This is a genomic window from Shewanella colwelliana ATCC 39565 (genome assembly GCF_000518705.1).
GTDB classification, from domain to species: Bacteria; Pseudomonadota; Gammaproteobacteria; order Enterobacterales; family Shewanellaceae; genus Shewanella; species Shewanella colwelliana.
Map to the genome: position 1 here is coordinate 149,026 of NZ_KI912479.1, position 15,299 is coordinate 164,324.

Sequence of the window (15,299 nt, forward strand, 5' to 3'; positions counted from 1 at the left end):
TCGATGAATTACGCTACAAAAAAGCTCTTGCTTTCAATCACTATTGTATTGGGTTCCAGTGCAATGGTTGCAAATGTTTCCGCTGCTGGCTTAAGCCTATCTCAGCTGGCAACTGCTGAAAGTATTGGGACAGCAGGTGTTGCGAATGTCACCAACAACCGCGATGCATCGGCAGTGATGGCCAATCCAGCTGGGCTAAGAGGCATTAGCAATAGTAGTATCATGATCGGTGTTCAATACTTAGATGTTGAGTCTGATTTTACAGGCAATAGTGCAGGGCGACCGCATGAGAGAACCACTGGTGAAGCGGGACAATTTACCCCAAACCTCTCCTATGGTAAACGCCTTGATGATAGTTGGGTTGTCGGCATGGGCGTACACGCCCCTGGTGGACTGGGACTTAGCTACGATAATGGTGTGGCCGGAGGTCCATTAAATATCATCAATGACAATAACATTGCCATTGTCAACTTAACGACATCTTTGGCCTACCAAGCTAATGACAGCTGGTCATTAGGTGCGTCTATCATTGCCCAGTATGCGGAAGTTGAGATCGATCTGTTTCAGGGCACTGATAAGGCGAGCAGTCTTGTTGGTGATAACTGGGCACCATCTTTTGCGTTAGGGGCGATGTATCACTTGTCGGAGAAGACTCATTTGGGTTTGACCTATAACTATGGGGCTAAACATAATTTAGACTTAACGAGTCAAGTTATCTCGCCTCAGGCGATTGATGTTAACTGGCCACAATCTGTTGATATGGGGATGGCGCATCAATTGAACGCTGCCGTAACGTTAATGGTGAGTGGTAATTGGCAGCAATGGAGCGAGTACGATGAGCGATACAGCGACACATGGGGTGGTGGTGTTGCACTCAGTTACGAGTTAACGAAGTGGACCTTGCAAGCGGGAATGAGCTTGGATAGCAGTCCCTTGACTGCTGAAAGTCGCGATGTATTGCTACCGCTTGATAAGCAATGGCGAGTAGGTATCGGTGCTGTGAAGAGATTGAAAACAGGCAGTGAGCTTGGCCTTGCCTACCAGTATCAGTCATTAGGAGATGGCGAGATAACAGGTAATGCACTGAACCCGATACAGCCGTCTGGCTACTACAGCAATAATCGGCTTCATTTTGTTGGGCTGTCATTAAGCTTTTAACTCACTATTGCAAAGGCTCACGCTAGCCCAGTACGATAAGCGCGCCAATACCTAGTACTAGCGTGAGTGTTTAAATTCTGCAGGGGTCAACACATAGGTGTCTTCACAATAAAATTTCGCCGCGCTGCACTGCTGCCACCAGGTTGTCCATGCTGAGTCTTTGATGTGGCCAGTTAGTAGAGCATTATGTGCGAGCGGTGCAACTAAACTGCCACTGGAGATCAATAAGCCATAGGGAGAGCGTCGTTTAAGCATATTGGGTGTAAGTTGGTTAGGGTTATCTAGTCCCATGCTACCCACCAGTTCATAGAAACTTTTCAGGGTATTTTGTTGGAAGTTTTTTACTCGCTTACTTTTGCTTTCGACATCGATAGCGTGAGAACGAGCAGGGTCTTGGGTGGCGATGCCTGTTGGGCACAGGTTGGTGTTGCAGTGACGAGATTGAATGCAGCCTATGGCCAGCATCATGGTTCGCGCCGCATTAACAATGTCGGCCCCCATGGCAACTTTAGCAAGTAAATCAAAGCTTGATGCCGTTTTGCCTGATGCGATTAGTTTAATTTTATCCCTCAGGCCCACGCCGACTAATGCGTTATGAACAAAATAGACACCTTCTAAACAGACCATACCTAAACGGTTACTGAACTCAACTGGGGCTGCACCTGTGCCACCTTCTGCACCATCAATGGTAATAAAATCGGGAAGAATATTAGTTTCAAGCATGGCTTTGCAGATAGCTAGGAATTCAGCCGGATTACCAATACACAATTTAAAGCCAACCGGTTTTCCGCCGCTCAATTCTCGCAGGGTTTTAACAAATTGCAGTAGGGCAATTGGCGTTGTGCATTCTGGATTGACAGCGGGTGAGACACAATCTTTATCCATAGGGATATGTCGTATCATCGCAATTTCATGGGTGATTTTTGCTTTGGGGAGTACCCCTCCATGACCCGGTTTTGCCCCTTGACTGAGTTTAATTTCAATCATCTTAATCTGTGGCTTAGCGGCCATTTTTTCGAAGGTGACAGGGTTAAACCGGCCATCGTCGGTACGGCAACCAAATAGTCCTGAGCCTATTTGCCAGACAATATCTCCCCCATGCTTTAAGTGATAGGGACTTGCGCCACCCTCGCCAGTGTTATGGTAACAGCCCGCATGTTTTGCACCGAGGTTGAGTGCTTCTATTGCATTGGCGCTTAGTGAGCCAAAACTCATCGCCGATATATTGAGGTAGGCCGCATCGTAGGGTTGAATGCAGTCGGGTCCCCCTATGGTGATGCGTTTGACGTCATCACTTAGGTGCTTAGGCGATAGCGAGTGCCACAAGCTGAGGTAGTTCTCTTCGAGGAGGTCACGTTGGGTGCCGAAGGCGATAGTATCACGTACATTTTTAGCGCGTTGATAGACCAAAGAGCGCTGCTCTCGATTAAAGGGCTTCTCTTCGGTGTCATTAGCGATAAAATATTGTTGAATTTCAACCCGATAAGACTCTAAAAAGTAGCGTAAGTAGGCAACCACTGGGTAGAGTTTGTTGAGTGTGTGTGGGCTGATATACAGATCGTAACTGCCTATTGCCGTATAGCCTAGCGTGAAGGCTAGCAAAAGTGTGCTAGCGACAGAGCTTTGGTTTACATATAGGGACAGCGCGATGATGTTGCCTAATGTGGCAATCAACCAAAATACTCGTTGCATTATGGTCATAGTACCTCCGTGTAAAAACTGCTATTTATTGTCTGGTGACATAACGTGATTATATTTGGATTAAATAATAAGTCTCTTATTAAAGGGTATTTATTTAAATTGTTTACTAAGGTTGCAACAAGCGCATACGCAAGTGAGTGATCAGGCATTAAGGTGTGAGTCGCTTACTTATCGATGCAGGTATTAATTATTGATACGATATATTGCTTAATTGATGGGGCTGGCTGGGAATACGGAGGACTAACTTTCAATAATCCTTTTATTTGTTTTTCATTTATCCTGTCAATGATGCGCAAAATACTCCTTAATCATTGCACACGGATAAGTAACAAAAAACCAGCGCTATGCTGGCTTTTTCGTGATGATATGCAACCCTTTGGTATTGTGCCGTAGGTTAGCTATTCAGTGTTAGGCCTCGCCGTGGTCGCACTCATCGTTAGTGCAAACACCATAAAGGTATAAACTGTGGTTAGTCAGTTTGATGTTGTGCTTCATTGCGATTTCATCTTGACGACGCTCGATGACATCGTCTGAAAACTCAATGACTTTACCACAAGATAAACAGACTAAGTGATCATGATGATGTTGTGATGATAGTTCAAAAACGGCTTTGCCACTTTCAAAATGATGACGGGATACAATGCCGGCATCGTCAAATTGGTTCAATACTCGATAAACGGTTGCTAATCCGATCTCTTCACCTAGATCGAGCAATTTTTTATATAGTTCTTCCGCGCTGATATGCTGGTTTTCGGGTCCCTGCATGAGTTCGAGGATCTTGACGCGTGGTAAGGTGACCTTTAATCCCGCTTTCTTTAGCGCTTGATTTCCATCTGTCATTATTAATCTCTTGATTGCAGAACCATTAGCAAAGCCAATACAGGTTCGGTAGTTGATATTGCAAACCATTATAGGGGGTGAATTTGAAAACTTAAACCTTTGATCTTGCATATTGTTCGCTTAGGCAATTTTTTGCGCTAAATTGGACCTACCTGTGCGATAAATACTGCAATTTAAGCATACTTTTTGTAGTGTTATTTATACTAATGCCCAATAGTTTGCTGCGAAAAATTATGGCAGGGTTTGGTAAATATAAGAATCCCTAACTTCTCAATTGTAAGCTGGTTTTAGGGACATAATAATGACAATAAAAGGGACCGCAGATGTATCGACAAATCGTAGTGTTAACCGGGGCTGGTATCTCGGCTGAGTCGGGGCTTCGTACGTTTAGAGATCAAGATGGCTTGTGGGAAGAACATAAGATAGAGGATGTGGCAACGCCTGAAGGTTACCAACGGGACCCTGAAATGGTAGAGCGCTTCTATAATGAACGTTGGCAGCAGCTACACGATGGTAATGTCGAGCCCAATGCGGCTCATTTGGCGTTAGCACGGTTAGAGAATGAATTTGATGGTCAGCTTTTAGTGGTGACACAGAATATTGATGATCTACATGAGCGCGCGGGCTCTCGGCGTTTATTACATATGCATGGCGAGTTGACAAAGGGTCGTTGTCCTCGTTCACAGCAAACTTTTTTGCTCACCGATCATTTTAGCGTGCACCATACCTGTACTTGCTGTATTCCAGCACAACGCTTGAGACCCCATGTGGTCTGGTTTGGTGAAATGCCAATTGGTTTAGATCGTATTCAACATGCCTTAGATACCTGTGACTTGTTTATTGCTATTGGTACCTCTGGCACTGTGTATCCTGCAGCCGGCTTTGTCGATACCGCTAATCATCATGGAGCACAAACGGTGGAAGTGAATCTGATTGAAGCCGATCGTCATAGTCAATTCCAGTATCACCTCCAAGGCAAAGCTAGTGAAATAGTCCCGCAACTTGTTGAGCAGATCTTGCAAGGACAGATCATCAGTGATCAGGTGAACCTAGCGGCGCAAGGATAGAATAATTACTATGAGTGAAGGGGATAAAAGCGGTAAATTGGCCATCATTATGCGTGGTTTACCTGGGAGTGGTAAGAGCCATTGGGTTGAGCAGTTTATTTTGACACAAACGCCTAATGATGCAATTGCACTGCGCCAGCGAGGGATTTTTTCAACCGATGCGTTGTTTATTGAGGATGGCGAGTACCGTTTCAATGTCCGTAAGCTATCTCAATACCATCAACAAAACTTGACTTTTTTTATCCAAGCATTAAGCCGCAATGAGCCCATTGTTATTTGTGATAACACCAATATGGCGCATTGGGAGTTTATGGCTTACGAGGCTGCGGCAAAAGCACTAGGCTACCAAGTCAGAATTGTGTTGATAGGGGATCCCACTGATAGTGCTCATCAGCAGTTGTGTGCCCGTCGCAATCGTCATGGGGTACCAATTGCACAAATTAGGTCGATGGCGGCACAGTTTCAAGCTTTTTAAGCAAGGAGCAGGCAAGTATGTACGCAGTCATATTTAGGGCCAAAGTGGCTAATCAAGATGAAGCCTACTCGGCGATGGCGGTTAAGATGCGCCAGTTGGCCTTTGAGCAATACCGGTGTATCGATTTTGTCGCTGTGACAGAAGGGGATGAGGAGATTGCTATCTCATATTGGCATAGTGAAGCGGATATCTTGGCCTGGAAGCAAGACAGTCAACATCAGGTGGCGCAGCACTCTGGCCAGCATAAATGGTATCAAAGTTATCAAGTGCAAATCGTTGAAGTAAAGCGAAGCTATAGTAGCGCAGTATAAGCCCCATGATTTAAAAGATTCTGTTGAGTTTAAATAAGGATGTTAATGAAATTTGTATTACTGAGTGCCCCCAAGAGTGATGCGGCCATTTCTGCCATCAGGCATTTGCTGGGCAACATCGCTGGCGCGATTCGCATTGGCTATTTAGCCTCTTCCCATGAGCCTGACCGTCGCTATTACCGGCAGATGCAAACTTATTATCAGCAGTTCGGTGCAGATCTCTGCTGCTACGTTGACTTAGAGCAAGGTTTTTCCCTGCAAACTTTTGAGCAATTATGTCAGTGTGATGTGATTCACCTGGCAGGAGGGGACACCTATCGCTTTCTTAAAGGTGTTCAAGACCGAGAGGTTGCGCAGCAGTTATGTGCTTTCTCTAAGGCCGGAGGTGGATTTATCGGTTTAAGCGCTGGAGCTATGTTGCTCTGCCCGAGTATTGAGTCGGCCACATTGTGTGGCGATCAAAATGGCGTCGAACTCTCCGACATGGCTGGCTTGCAGCTCATTCCCTATCAGTTTATTCCCCATACCGATAAGACAGATAACGGTGTCAATGCGGCACTTACGGCAGCAGAGCACCTGAGTAGTCAAACGCTAGCAAAGTTTCCTGCAATTTTATGTGCTGATGATGATGCGGTTATCTTTGAACAGGGCAGTTTGTTAGGGTTTGGTTCACCATTGCTATTTGATGGTTTACAGCTTTTATCGATCAATCAATGAGACCATTGCAGATGGCTTATATTGATTAATATAAGCCATCTGCCTGGCGGTTCACTTATCGAATGAAAGAGTTTTTACCGAAGAATTTATCTGATTCATACTCTGTCACAATCGCTGATAATGGGCGATTTTGATCGTTGGCTAAGAGTTTATGGCTCAGAGCACTGAGTTTTATCAGCACGTCTTTACACTCAATTCGGGCAGACTGCACCTCTGAAGATGCCATATAGAGAATTTGTGCATACAATTCGCTCGGTTTTTCGATAATGTTACCGCTGAAATTGACATAAGTCGCAAACATCAATTTCATATTTTCATCGTATTGATTAGCTGTAACAAGCCGAACAAATTCTTCTTTATCTTCATTCGGTGCAAAAGAGCGCACCCAGTTGCAGTAATCTGCGTCTAAAATAAGCGCAAATGCTTTTCGTCTATAGTCTTCATTTTCGATTAAGGCGTTAATAAACCCCTCTTCTTGGCAATTTTCTTGTAGCTCTTTAGCCATTAAATGTACGGAATTGAACTCATTTAATAACCCAATCCAACCCGAGCCTAATTTATTGTGGAGTTGTGAGATCTCTTCGATATCTTTGAGAAATGCCTCTAAAAATTCTCGTCCATCCGAGAGTGAGTCGAGCACGGGAATCAGTGAGTAGCGGCGCTTTTGGATATTTTCATAAAAAATATCAACCCATTCCCTAAACTCTTCTAGACGAGCGATATTTTCTTGGAGAAACTCATCACTGGCCTCGATGCGTGAAGACAATCTTGAAAAGTCTAGACCGCTGTCTGTGGACTTCACCCGTCTATCGACTGGGGTTTCAAACTTGGTTCCCGCAAGTACCAATTTGCTAAATGAGGATTCGAATTCAGATAATATCTCTTGAACTTTGTCTAAAGAGGTTGCACGGGCACGCTCGTTAATCCCTATCTGCTGCTCTTTTTGCGCGCGTCTTCTGCTTTCCCATCCCCAAGAAACTAATGCGCCGATAATGGTTGCACTGGTCGCAATATCAAACCCTAATTGTACTTTTTCCGTGAGCAAACTCTCTATCACAATATCATCCTTATATTCGGTTAAATGACTGCTAACAGCCGTAAAGACTTGTCCTTAGTAACATATTAAAAACATGATTATCAAATGAATTTTTAGTTTGTGTGGCTGGGGCGGATGAAAGATTTTAGTGCCATGTAAAGATTTTACTGGCATGTAAAGACTTAGGCGTTATGTCGGTCATAACACCTCATAAGCTATGTGCGCTATTTTAGCTCCCAGACATCCCAAGAGCGCAACTGATATTGCTGGGCTAACGATAGAGCGAGTTGTTGATGGTGATCAGCTTTAGCGGTTTGTTGCTGTGCGTCATAGTAGACGCTCAGCTCGTGTTGCCAGTCAGGGGAGTTGATGCCTTCTGCGGCCACGCTATCGAGTAACTGCTTTGCACGCTGATGTTCGCCTTTAATGTTCATCCCCTTAGCGATGTGTACGGTAACAATCGTTAATGAGAGTGGGAACTTCTTAGCGATCTGGGCTAATACCTGATCAACTTTGTCAGTTTGTTTGGACCAAAATAGGTATTTAGCGAATTGGTAGGCTTGTAACCACTCAAATTCAAATCCGCCCCATTGTGACTGGCTGGTTTCAAAATAGCTCAACACCTGCTCCACATCGCCCATGGCCAACATCTCTCCACCATCGGCGCCATAATCTGGGCTAAGAAAGGTGAGCGCATCATAAAGTGCGGGCAATGCAGTTGTGAAGTGATTTTCCTCAGGGTAAGACTTAAACTGCCACAACAGGCTCTCTGGGGCGTGGTGCTCTAACCACTGCACCACCGTATCTACGCCCATCTCCTGTTCATTAGCAACACTGATAAAAAGCGGATGTTTAAGACCTTGTTGCTCAGCGGCACCATCTAGTTTTTTGGTAATGCTCTGGTTATCGAACCAAGCACTGGGGCTCATGGCCACAAAAGCATTAAAGGGGGTATCAGCTTGGGTCATGCTAAAAAGCGTGAAAAGACCTCCTAGCGAGTACCCTGACAGTGCTCGTTTATTGTTAGTGCGGTATTGTTTATCGATAAGTGGTACTAATTCATTCGTAATATAGCGATGAAAGGTAACAGCACCGCCAAATGCCTCGTCAGATTTATCTGGCCATGTGGTGGCATACAGATAGTCAGTAGGGCCTTGATTCGCGATACCGACAACAATCATGGGGGCAATCTTGCCCATCCTTGTAAGGTGGTGCACGGTTGCCGAAACATGCTGAAACTGAAAGTCGCCATCGACGACATACAGGGTGGGATATTGCCTATTTGAAGCAAAGTAACGCTCGGGCAGCGCGACTTGGTAACGACGCTGCTCAGCCATGACTTTTGACTGATGGTGATAGGCATAGCCTTCCACAATTGCGACGCCATTATCTTGGGCTGATAGTGGTGATGAGATGATAGAAAGTAATAGTGTAAACAATAAAATTAATAGTTTTGTAAGGGCATTCATTGCTTTAAAGCTCCGTATTCGCAGCGTGTTATTTAGCCTAGCAGCATTGAATAAACCTGAGTTACTGGCGAGTGAATTGTCGGTAATACTCGGTGAATATTTAGTGAAGTTATTTATTATCAGTTGTTTGCAATCAAAAGTATACGACATGCCATGACTCATAACGCCCTCCAACATCCATTCTCCGTGTCGTCTAATTAACCCGTTTTGTATTGATGGTTAATCCATGTATCACTGAGACTGTAAATACAGACTGACAAAACCTTAGACTAAAGTTATGCAGATTTGACCACTAATCACTTGCTTTACGTTCGCGTAAACGTCACAGTGAATATTATTTGAAGACGATCACAGTTCACATCTTTATCTCGATGTGAGCCAGACGCATGAGTACCTTAATTGGAGCGGAAAATGAGTACAGAGCAATCAAACCAAGATATCGTTATTGTGGCAGCAAAGCGCACTCCTATGGGCGGCTTTCAAGGTTCACTGTCAACGGTGACATCGCCTAGCCTTGCCGCCACCGCAATAAAAGGCTTAGTGGATGCGACAGGGATTGAAGGGAGTAAAATTGACGAAGTGTTGATGGGCTGTGTATTGCCTGCAGGGCTTGGACAAGCTCCTGCTCGTCAAGCGACATTGGGCGCTGACTTACCCTTATCGGTGGGTGCAACGACGGTAAATAAAGTGTGTGGCTCAGGCATGAAAACCGTCATGCTTGCGCATGATCTGATTAAAGCGGGAAGCGCTAATATTGTTATCGCCGGCGGTATGGAGAGCATGAGCCAAGCGCCATACCTATTAGATAAAGCCCGCGGCGGCATGCGTATGGGCCATGGCAAGGTGTTGGATCATATGTTTCTTGATGGTCTGGAAGACGCCTATACCGGTGGTGCGATGGGCACCTTTGCACAGCAAACGGCCGATGAGTTTAAGCTAAGCCGCGAAGCGATGGACCAGTTTGCACTTAACTCATTACAAAAGGCCAATGCAGCGATTGAAAGCGGTGCATTTAAAGCTGAGATAGTACCAGTGACCGTATCAAGCCGACGTGGCGATATGGTTGTTGATACTGATGAGCAGCCAGGTAATGCTCGTCCTGACAAGATCCCCACATTGCGACCAGCATTTGCCAAAGATGGCACTATCACCGCAGCCAACTCGAGTTCCATCTCTGATGGTGCAGCGGCACTAATGTTGATGACGCGTGAGCAGGCAAACGCCAATGGGTTAGCGATTATGGCGACGATTAAAGGCCATGCTACTCATGCTCAAGAGCCGTCCATGTTTACTACCGCACCCGTTGGCGCCATGAGTAAGCTGCTTGAAAAAGTAAGCTGGGATAAAACTGATGTTGACCTGTTTGAGATAAATGAAGCTTTTGCCATGGTGACTATGCTGGCTATCTCTGAACTAGGTTTGGATGCCGCTAAAGTCAATATTAATGGTGGTGCCTGTGCGTTAGGTCACCCCATCGGATGTTCAGGTGCTCGCGTATTGGTGACACTTATTCATGCACTTAAGGCCAAAGGTCTTAAGCGAGGCGTGGCGTCATTGTGCATCGGCGGTGGTGAAGCGACGGCGATGGCCATTGAACTCTAATGGATATGAAGGGCTAGCACTTAAGCGGTTAGCCCGCACGGTTTATTCTCTATTAACACGATAATCCTTTTAATTATGTGAGTTTTTTGCTGTCACTTACATAGAACAACTGCTTGAGCGTTTAATAACGCTTGGCGATAAAAGATCTTAGGAAAGCGATATGACAACTCAAGTGAAACATTACATCGATGGTCAATTTACCTTAGGTGAAGGCCAACAACAGATCTCTGTGACAAATCCAGCTAATAACGAGGTTATCGCGACCATTAACGCGGCGACCGTCAATGAAGTTGAGTTTGCCATAGCCAGTGCTAAAAAGGCATTTACCACCTGGAAAGAGGTCCCTGTATCAGAGCGTGCTCGGGTAATGTTTCGCTATCAGCACTTGCTTAAAGCTCATCATGATGAAATCGCAACTATTCTAGCCCAAGAGACGGGTAAAACCTTTGAGGATGCAAAGGGTGATGTATGGCGCGGTATCGAAGTGGCCGAGCATGCCTGTAATATTGCAAGCCTTATTATGGGAGAGACGGTCGAGAATGTGGCTCGTAGCATAGACACTTATAGTTATACCCAGCCGCTGGGTGTCTGTGCGGGGATCACACCATTTAATTTTCCAGCCATGATTCCACTTTGGATGTTCCCATTGGCCATCGCCTGCGGTAATACCTTTGTACTTAAGCCTTCGGAGCAAGATCCTATGACGCCTCAGCGTCTAGTGGAGTTGTTTGAAGAAGCTGGTGCGCCTAAAGGTGTTTTACAATTAATACATGGCGATAAGACGGCGGTTGACGTGCTGCTTACCCATGAAGATATCAAGGCGATCTCATTTGTTGGTTCTGTCGGAGTGGGTCAATATATCTATAAAACCGGTACCGACAATCTTAAGCGTGTGCAAGCTTTTGCTGGTGCGAAAAACCACTGTGTGGTGATGCCAGATGCCAATAAGCAGCAAGTGATCAATAACCTTGTGGGTGCCTCTGTAGGGGCTGCTGGTCAACGCTGCATGGCGTTGTCTGTGGCGGTATTCGTTGGCGAAGCTAAGAAATGGATCCCAGAGCTACGTGATGCTATCGCTAAAGTCAGACCGGGTGTTTGGGATGATAAAGAGGCGGCCTATGGCCCTGTTATCAGCCCTGCGGCAAAAGAGCGCGTGTTAAAGCTGATTGCGCAAGGTAAAGAAGAGGGGGCAGAGTGTCTGCTTGATGGTAGCGACTTTACCGTTGAAGGCTTCGAGAAAGGCAACTGGGTTGGCCCGACTATGTTCACCAATGTGACGACAGAGATGAGTATCTACAAAGAGGAGATCTTTGGGCCTGTACTGTGCTGCATGGAAAGCGAGACATTAGAAGAGGCGATTGAGATTGTAAACGCTAGTCCTTACGGCAACGGCACATCTATTTTCACCGCCAGTGGCGCGGCTGCGCGTAAATATCAACACAATATCGAAGTGGGTCAAGTTGGCATCAACGTTCCTATTCCTGTGCCACTTCCTTTCTTCTCATTTACGGGCTGGAAGGGTAGCTTCTATGGTGATCAACATGCCTACGGCAAGCAAGCGGTGCGTTTCTATACTGAAACCAAAACCATCACCGCACGCTGGTTTGAGTCTGATATCAGCGAAGCTGAACATCATGCGCCAAATATGACCATAGCACTGAAGTAAATAACTAAGGCCTAGGAAGCTAACTCTTCTTAGGCCTTTCATGGTGACAATTGCTTTGTCGCCAAAACACGTTAAATACATTAATCAACAAGTAACGCACCGCCACAAATAAAGCCATTGTGATAACGCAATATGGCGCAGAACTAAAGGTGCACAAGGAGCGATCAGATGGATTTCAATCTGAATGAAGACCAGCGTCAGTTTGCTGAACTAGCGACACAATTTTCCCAAGAAGAACTTGCACCCTATGCCGCTAAGTGGGATGAAGAGCATCACTTTCCAAAAGATGTGATTCAAAAAGCGGGCGAACTCGGATTCTGTTCATTGTACTCGCCCGAATCAGAGGGCGGCATGGGACTTTCTCGCCTCGATGCATCGATTATTTTCGAACAGTTGGCGATGGGCTGCACGGCAACCACTGCCATGTTAACGATTCACAATATGGCGACTTGGATGATCACCAGTTTTGGTTCTCAAACGCTGCGTGATGAGTGGTCACCGTCATTGACCACGGGGGAAAAGCTTGCTTCATACTGTTTAACCGAAGCGGGTGCGGGTAGCGACGCGGCGTCATTGAAAACTAAAGCGGTACGTGATGGCGATGAGTATGTGATCTCAGGTGCCAAGATGTTTATCTCTGGTGCTGGCTCGACCGAAATGCTCGTGGTGATGTGCCGCACGGGCGAAGAGGGACCTAAAGGGATCTCAGCGATTGCGGTACCTGCTGATGCTGCTGGGATCACCTATGGTAAAGCGGAAGATAAAATGGGCTGGAATGCGCAGCCAACTAGAGAGATCACCTTTGACAATGTGCGTGTTCCTATCACTCACTTACTCGGTGAAGAGGGCCAAGGTTTTACCTTTGCGATGAAGGGACTCGATGGTGGTCGTATTAATATTGCTACCTGTTCAGTGGGAACAGCCCAGGCAGCTCTGGAGCGCGCTACGCAATACATGAACGAGCGCAAGCAATTTGGTAAGCCCATTGCCGCGTTTCAAGCATTGCAGTTTAAACTAGCCGACATGGCAACAGAGCTTGTCGCAGCAAGGCAGATGGTACGTTTAGCCGCATTTAAACTCGACAGTGGCGATCCTGAAGCGACAGCTTATTGCGCCATGGCTAAACGGTTTGCGACCGATATCGGATTTGCCGTTTGTGATGGGGCCTTGCAGCTTCATGGCGGTTACGGTTACATCCGTGAGTATCCGTTAGAGCGCCATTTCCGTGATGTGCGTGTGCATCAGATATTAGAGGGAACTAACGAGATCATGCGTCTTATCATTGCTCGTCGTTTACTCGACGAAAATGCTAGCCAAATCCTGTAATTGTCGCCAAGGAATATAGATATGACTGCCATTATTGAAAGAATTGTTGGCCATACGGCCGTATTAACGATGAATAACCCGCCAGCAAATACCTGGACGGCTGACAGTTTGCAACTGCTTAAACAAAAAGTGACTGAGCTCAATGCCAATAAATCTATCTACGCGTTGGTGTTAACTGGAGAAGGTGAAAAGTTCTTTAGTGCTGGTGCCGATCTGAAACTGTTTGCCGATGGTGATAAAGGTAACGCGGCCACTATGGCTAAACATTTTGGTGAAGCATTTGAAGCCTTAAGTGGGTTTCGTGGAGTGTCGATTGCGGCAATAAATGGCTATGCCATGGGAGGCGGCTTAGAGGTCGCCTTGGCCTGTGATATTCGTATTGCCGAGGAACAAGCGGTGATGGCACTGCCTGAAGCAACCGTTGGCCTACTCCCCTGTGCTGGTGGGACACAGAATCTGACTGCATTGGTCGGCGAAGGTTGGGCAAAACGTATGATATTGTGTGGTGAACGTGTCGATGCTACCAAAGCACTGTCATTGAGATTGGTAGAAGAGGTTGTCGCCAAAGGCAGCGCGTTAGACAGCGCGATGGCGCTTGCTGACAAGGTTGCTAATCAAAGTCCAAGTAGCGTGACCGTTTGTAAACAGCTTATTCAGGCTGGACGAGCTATGCCTCGCAGCCAAGCCCTACCTGTTGAGCGTGAGCTATTTGTGGGCTTGTTTGATACGGACGATCAAGCAGAGGGCGTTAATGCGTTTTTGGATAAGCGCAAGGCAAATTGGACTAACAGCTAATGAACAGTGAACAAACTAATAGTGTTATCTTTCAAACGCTAGGCACCTTATCGGGCAAACAGGTTGGGGTCGCAACGCTTAACATGGAAAAAGCGCTTAATGCGTTAAACATGGAGATGATCCAGGCATTGACTAAGCAGCTAACCAGCTGGGCGCAAGATGATGCCATTGCCATGGTGGTATTGGATGGCGCTGGCGAAAAAGCATTTTGTGCTGGTGGCGATGTACGAGCCTTGTTTCATGCCTCAAAAGCGCACTCTGGTGAGATCAGTGACATTGCTACAGCATTTTTTGCGCAAGAATATCAACTTGACTATCTGCTGCATACTTTCGATAAACCCGTATTAGTGTGGGGGGATGGCATTGTGATGGGCGGCGGTCTCGGACTCATGGCTGGGGCAAGTCATCGTGTGGTCACTGAGCGTTCGCGTATTGCCATGCCTGAAGTCACCATAGGTCTCTATCCTGATGTGGGTGGTAGCTATTTCCTAAATCGCATGCCCGGCCACCTAGGTCGTTTTCTTGGCATGACCGCTTACAACATGAGTGGCGCCGATGCGCATTTTGTCGGCCTTGGTAATCACTATTTAAATAGTCATGATAAAGAGCCGTTATTTGATGCCCTTGCTAGTGTCGACTGGGAAGGGGATATTGGTGCGAACCACAGCAAACTCAACGCACTGTTAGAAGCGATGACTGGCCGCTGCGCTGTCCCGCTTGCAGAGAGTACACTTGCGGTCAATCAATCACAGATTGATGAGTTGATGAGTGGCGACTTATCTCAAGTGCTAGCAAGGGCGAGTGGCGAGAAAACCATAGAACCTTGGCTCGATAGGGCATTAAAAACCTTGTTGGCAGGTAGCCCGTTAAGTCTATGTCTAATTGATCAGCAATCACGTTTAGGCACTGATATGAGTCTTGAACAGGTGTTTCAGTTTGAGTTAGCGCTTAGCTGTAATTGCTGTGCCAGTGGCGACTTTGTCGAAGGGGTTCGTGCATTACTGATTGATAAAGATCGCCAACCTAAGTGGCAATATGCCACGGTCGATGAGGTCCCTGCGCTTGCGATTGAAAAGCTGATGGCCTCACCATGGTCGAGTGATGAACATCCGTTGAATCAGCTGGGCTGTTAGTGG

Annotated in this window: 14 protein-coding genes; 10 read left to right on the forward strand and 4 right to left on the reverse strand. The window is 46.3% G+C overall.

Annotated features, from left to right (window positions below; genetic code table 11):
• Positions 1–3 precede the first annotated feature (3 nt).
• Positions 4–1,158: an OmpP1/FadL family transporter gene (locus L876_RS0116960; RefSeq protein ID WP_028764889.1), complete on the forward strand. Its 1,155-nt coding sequence runs from the start codon at positions 4–6 to the stop codon at positions 1,156–1,158.
• Positions 1,159–1,215: 57 nt separating this feature from the next.
• Here the strand turns inward: L876_RS0116960 and L876_RS0116965 are convergent, their stop codons facing one another.
• A complete protein-coding gene (locus L876_RS0116965; RefSeq protein ID WP_028764890.1) occupies positions 1,216–2,859 on the reverse strand; it encodes an FMN-binding glutamate synthase family protein in 1,644 nt (547 codons plus the stop codon).
• A gap of 408 nt (positions 2,860–3,267) precedes the next feature.
• A complete protein-coding gene (gene fur / locus L876_RS0116970; RefSeq protein WP_028764891.1) occupies positions 3,268–3,699 on the reverse strand; it encodes a ferric iron uptake transcriptional regulator in 432 nt (143 codons plus the stop codon).
• Positions 3,700–4,022: 323 nt separating this feature from the next.
• On the opposite strand from fur, the gene cobB reads away from it, so the two are divergent.
• The 4 genes from cobB to L876_RS22000 are packed head-to-tail and all read left to right on the forward strand — an operon-like array spanning position 4,023 to position 6,269.
• Positions 4,023–4,766: a Sir2 family NAD+-dependent deacetylase gene (cobB, locus tag L876_RS0116975; protein WP_028764892.1), complete on the forward strand. Its 744-nt coding sequence runs from the start codon at positions 4,023–4,025 to the stop codon at positions 4,764–4,766.
• 10 nt (positions 4,767–4,776) lie between these two features.
• Complete coding sequence (locus L876_RS0116980; protein WP_028764893.1) at positions 4,777–5,241, forward strand: ATP-binding protein; 465 nt, start codon at positions 4,777–4,779, stop codon at positions 5,239–5,241.
• Positions 5,242–5,258: 17 nt separating this feature from the next.
• Complete coding sequence (locus tag L876_RS0116985) at positions 5,259–5,552, forward strand: antibiotic biosynthesis monooxygenase family protein (protein ID WP_028764894.1); 294 nt, start codon at positions 5,259–5,261, stop codon at positions 5,550–5,552.
• Positions 5,553–5,597: 45 nt separating this feature from the next.
• A complete protein-coding gene (locus L876_RS22000) occupies positions 5,598–6,269 on the forward strand; it encodes a Type 1 glutamine amidotransferase-like domain-containing protein (RefSeq protein ID WP_051413169.1) in 672 nt (223 codons plus the stop codon).
• Positions 6,270–6,324: 55 nt separating this feature from the next.
• On the opposite strand, the gene L876_RS0116995 is transcribed toward L876_RS22000, so the two are convergent.
• Together L876_RS0116995 and L876_RS0117000 are read right to left on the reverse strand one after the other, a co-directional pair.
• Complete coding sequence (locus L876_RS0116995) at positions 6,325–7,326, reverse strand: hypothetical protein (RefSeq protein ID WP_028764895.1); 1,002 nt, start codon at positions 7,324–7,326, stop codon at positions 6,325–6,327.
• 203 nt (positions 7,327–7,529) lie between these two features.
• Positions 7,530–8,774: an alpha/beta hydrolase gene (locus L876_RS0117000; RefSeq protein ID WP_028764896.1), complete on the reverse strand. Its 1,245-nt coding sequence runs from the start codon at positions 8,772–8,774 to the stop codon at positions 7,530–7,532.
• 411 nt (positions 8,775–9,185) lie between these two features.
• Here L876_RS0117000 and L876_RS0117005 point away from each other — a divergent pair, with 411 nt between their 5' ends.
• The 5 genes from L876_RS0117005 to L876_RS0117025 all read left to right on the forward strand — a co-directional run bounded on the left by L876_RS0117005 (position 9,186) and on the right by L876_RS0117025 (position 15,296).
• A complete protein-coding gene (locus L876_RS0117005; RefSeq protein ID WP_028764897.1) occupies positions 9,186–10,376 on the forward strand; it encodes a thiolase family protein in 1,191 nt (396 codons plus the stop codon).
• Positions 10,377–10,536: 160 nt separating this feature from the next.
• Entirely contained in the window at positions 10,537–12,042 is a 1,506-nt protein-coding gene (locus L876_RS0117010; RefSeq protein WP_028764898.1) for a CoA-acylating methylmalonate-semialdehyde dehydrogenase, read from the forward strand.
• A 168-nt stretch (positions 12,043–12,210) separates the two neighbouring features.
• The gene (locus L876_RS0117015; RefSeq protein WP_028764899.1) at positions 12,211–13,368 is read left to right on the forward strand and encodes an acyl-CoA dehydrogenase family protein; all 1,158 of its coding nucleotides are present in this window, start codon (positions 12,211–12,213) and stop codon (positions 13,366–13,368) included.
• Between the two features lie 21 nt (positions 13,369–13,389).
• Positions 13,390–14,163 (forward strand): enoyl-CoA hydratase, encoded by a 774-nt coding sequence (locus L876_RS0117020; protein WP_028764900.1) that lies wholly within the window; start codon positions 13,390–13,392, stop codon positions 14,161–14,163.
• Entirely contained in the window at positions 14,163–15,296 is a 1,134-nt protein-coding gene (locus L876_RS0117025; RefSeq protein ID WP_028764901.1) for an enoyl-CoA hydratase/isomerase family protein, read from the forward strand. Before L876_RS0117020 ends, L876_RS0117025 begins: the two co-directional genes overlap by 1 nt.
• The last annotated feature ends 3 nt before the right edge of the window (positions 15,297–15,299 follow it).

Excerpts from the sequence above, each read along its gene's own strand:
- L876_RS0116960 (WP_028764889.1), top strand. The coding sequence starts at position 4 with ATGAATTACGCTACAAAAAAGCTCTTGCTTTCAATCACTATTGTATTG.
- L876_RS0116965 (WP_028764890.1), bottom strand. The coding sequence starts at position 2,859 with ATGACCATAATGCAACGAGTATTTTGGTTGATTGCCACATTAGGCAAC.
- fur (WP_028764891.1), bottom strand. The coding sequence starts at position 3,699 with ATGACAGATGGAAATCAAGCGCTAAAGAAAGCGGGATTAAAGGTCACC.
- cobB (WP_028764892.1), top strand. The coding sequence starts at position 4,023 with ATGTATCGACAAATCGTAGTGTTAACCGGGGCTGGTATCTCGGCTGAG.
- L876_RS0116980 (WP_028764893.1), top strand. The coding sequence starts at position 4,777 with ATGAGTGAAGGGGATAAAAGCGGTAAATTGGCCATCATTATGCGTGGT.
- L876_RS0116985 (WP_028764894.1), top strand. The coding sequence starts at position 5,259 with ATGTACGCAGTCATATTTAGGGCCAAAGTGGCTAATCAAGATGAAGCC.
- L876_RS22000 (WP_051413169.1), top strand. The coding sequence starts at position 5,598 with ATGAAATTTGTATTACTGAGTGCCCCCAAGAGTGATGCGGCCATTTCT.
- L876_RS0117000 (WP_028764896.1), bottom strand. The coding sequence starts at position 8,774 with ATGAATGCCCTTACAAAACTATTAATTTTATTGTTTACACTATTACTT.
- L876_RS0117005 (WP_028764897.1), top strand. The coding sequence starts at position 9,186 with ATGAGTACAGAGCAATCAAACCAAGATATCGTTATTGTGGCAGCAAAG.
- L876_RS0117010 (WP_028764898.1), top strand. The coding sequence starts at position 10,537 with ATGACAACTCAAGTGAAACATTACATCGATGGTCAATTTACCTTAGGT.
- L876_RS0117015 (WP_028764899.1), top strand. The coding sequence starts at position 12,211 with ATGGATTTCAATCTGAATGAAGACCAGCGTCAGTTTGCTGAACTAGCG.
- L876_RS0117020 (WP_028764900.1), top strand. The coding sequence starts at position 13,390 with ATGACTGCCATTATTGAAAGAATTGTTGGCCATACGGCCGTATTAACG.
- L876_RS0117025 (WP_028764901.1), top strand. The coding sequence starts at position 14,163 with ATGAACAGTGAACAAACTAATAGTGTTATCTTTCAAACGCTAGGCACC.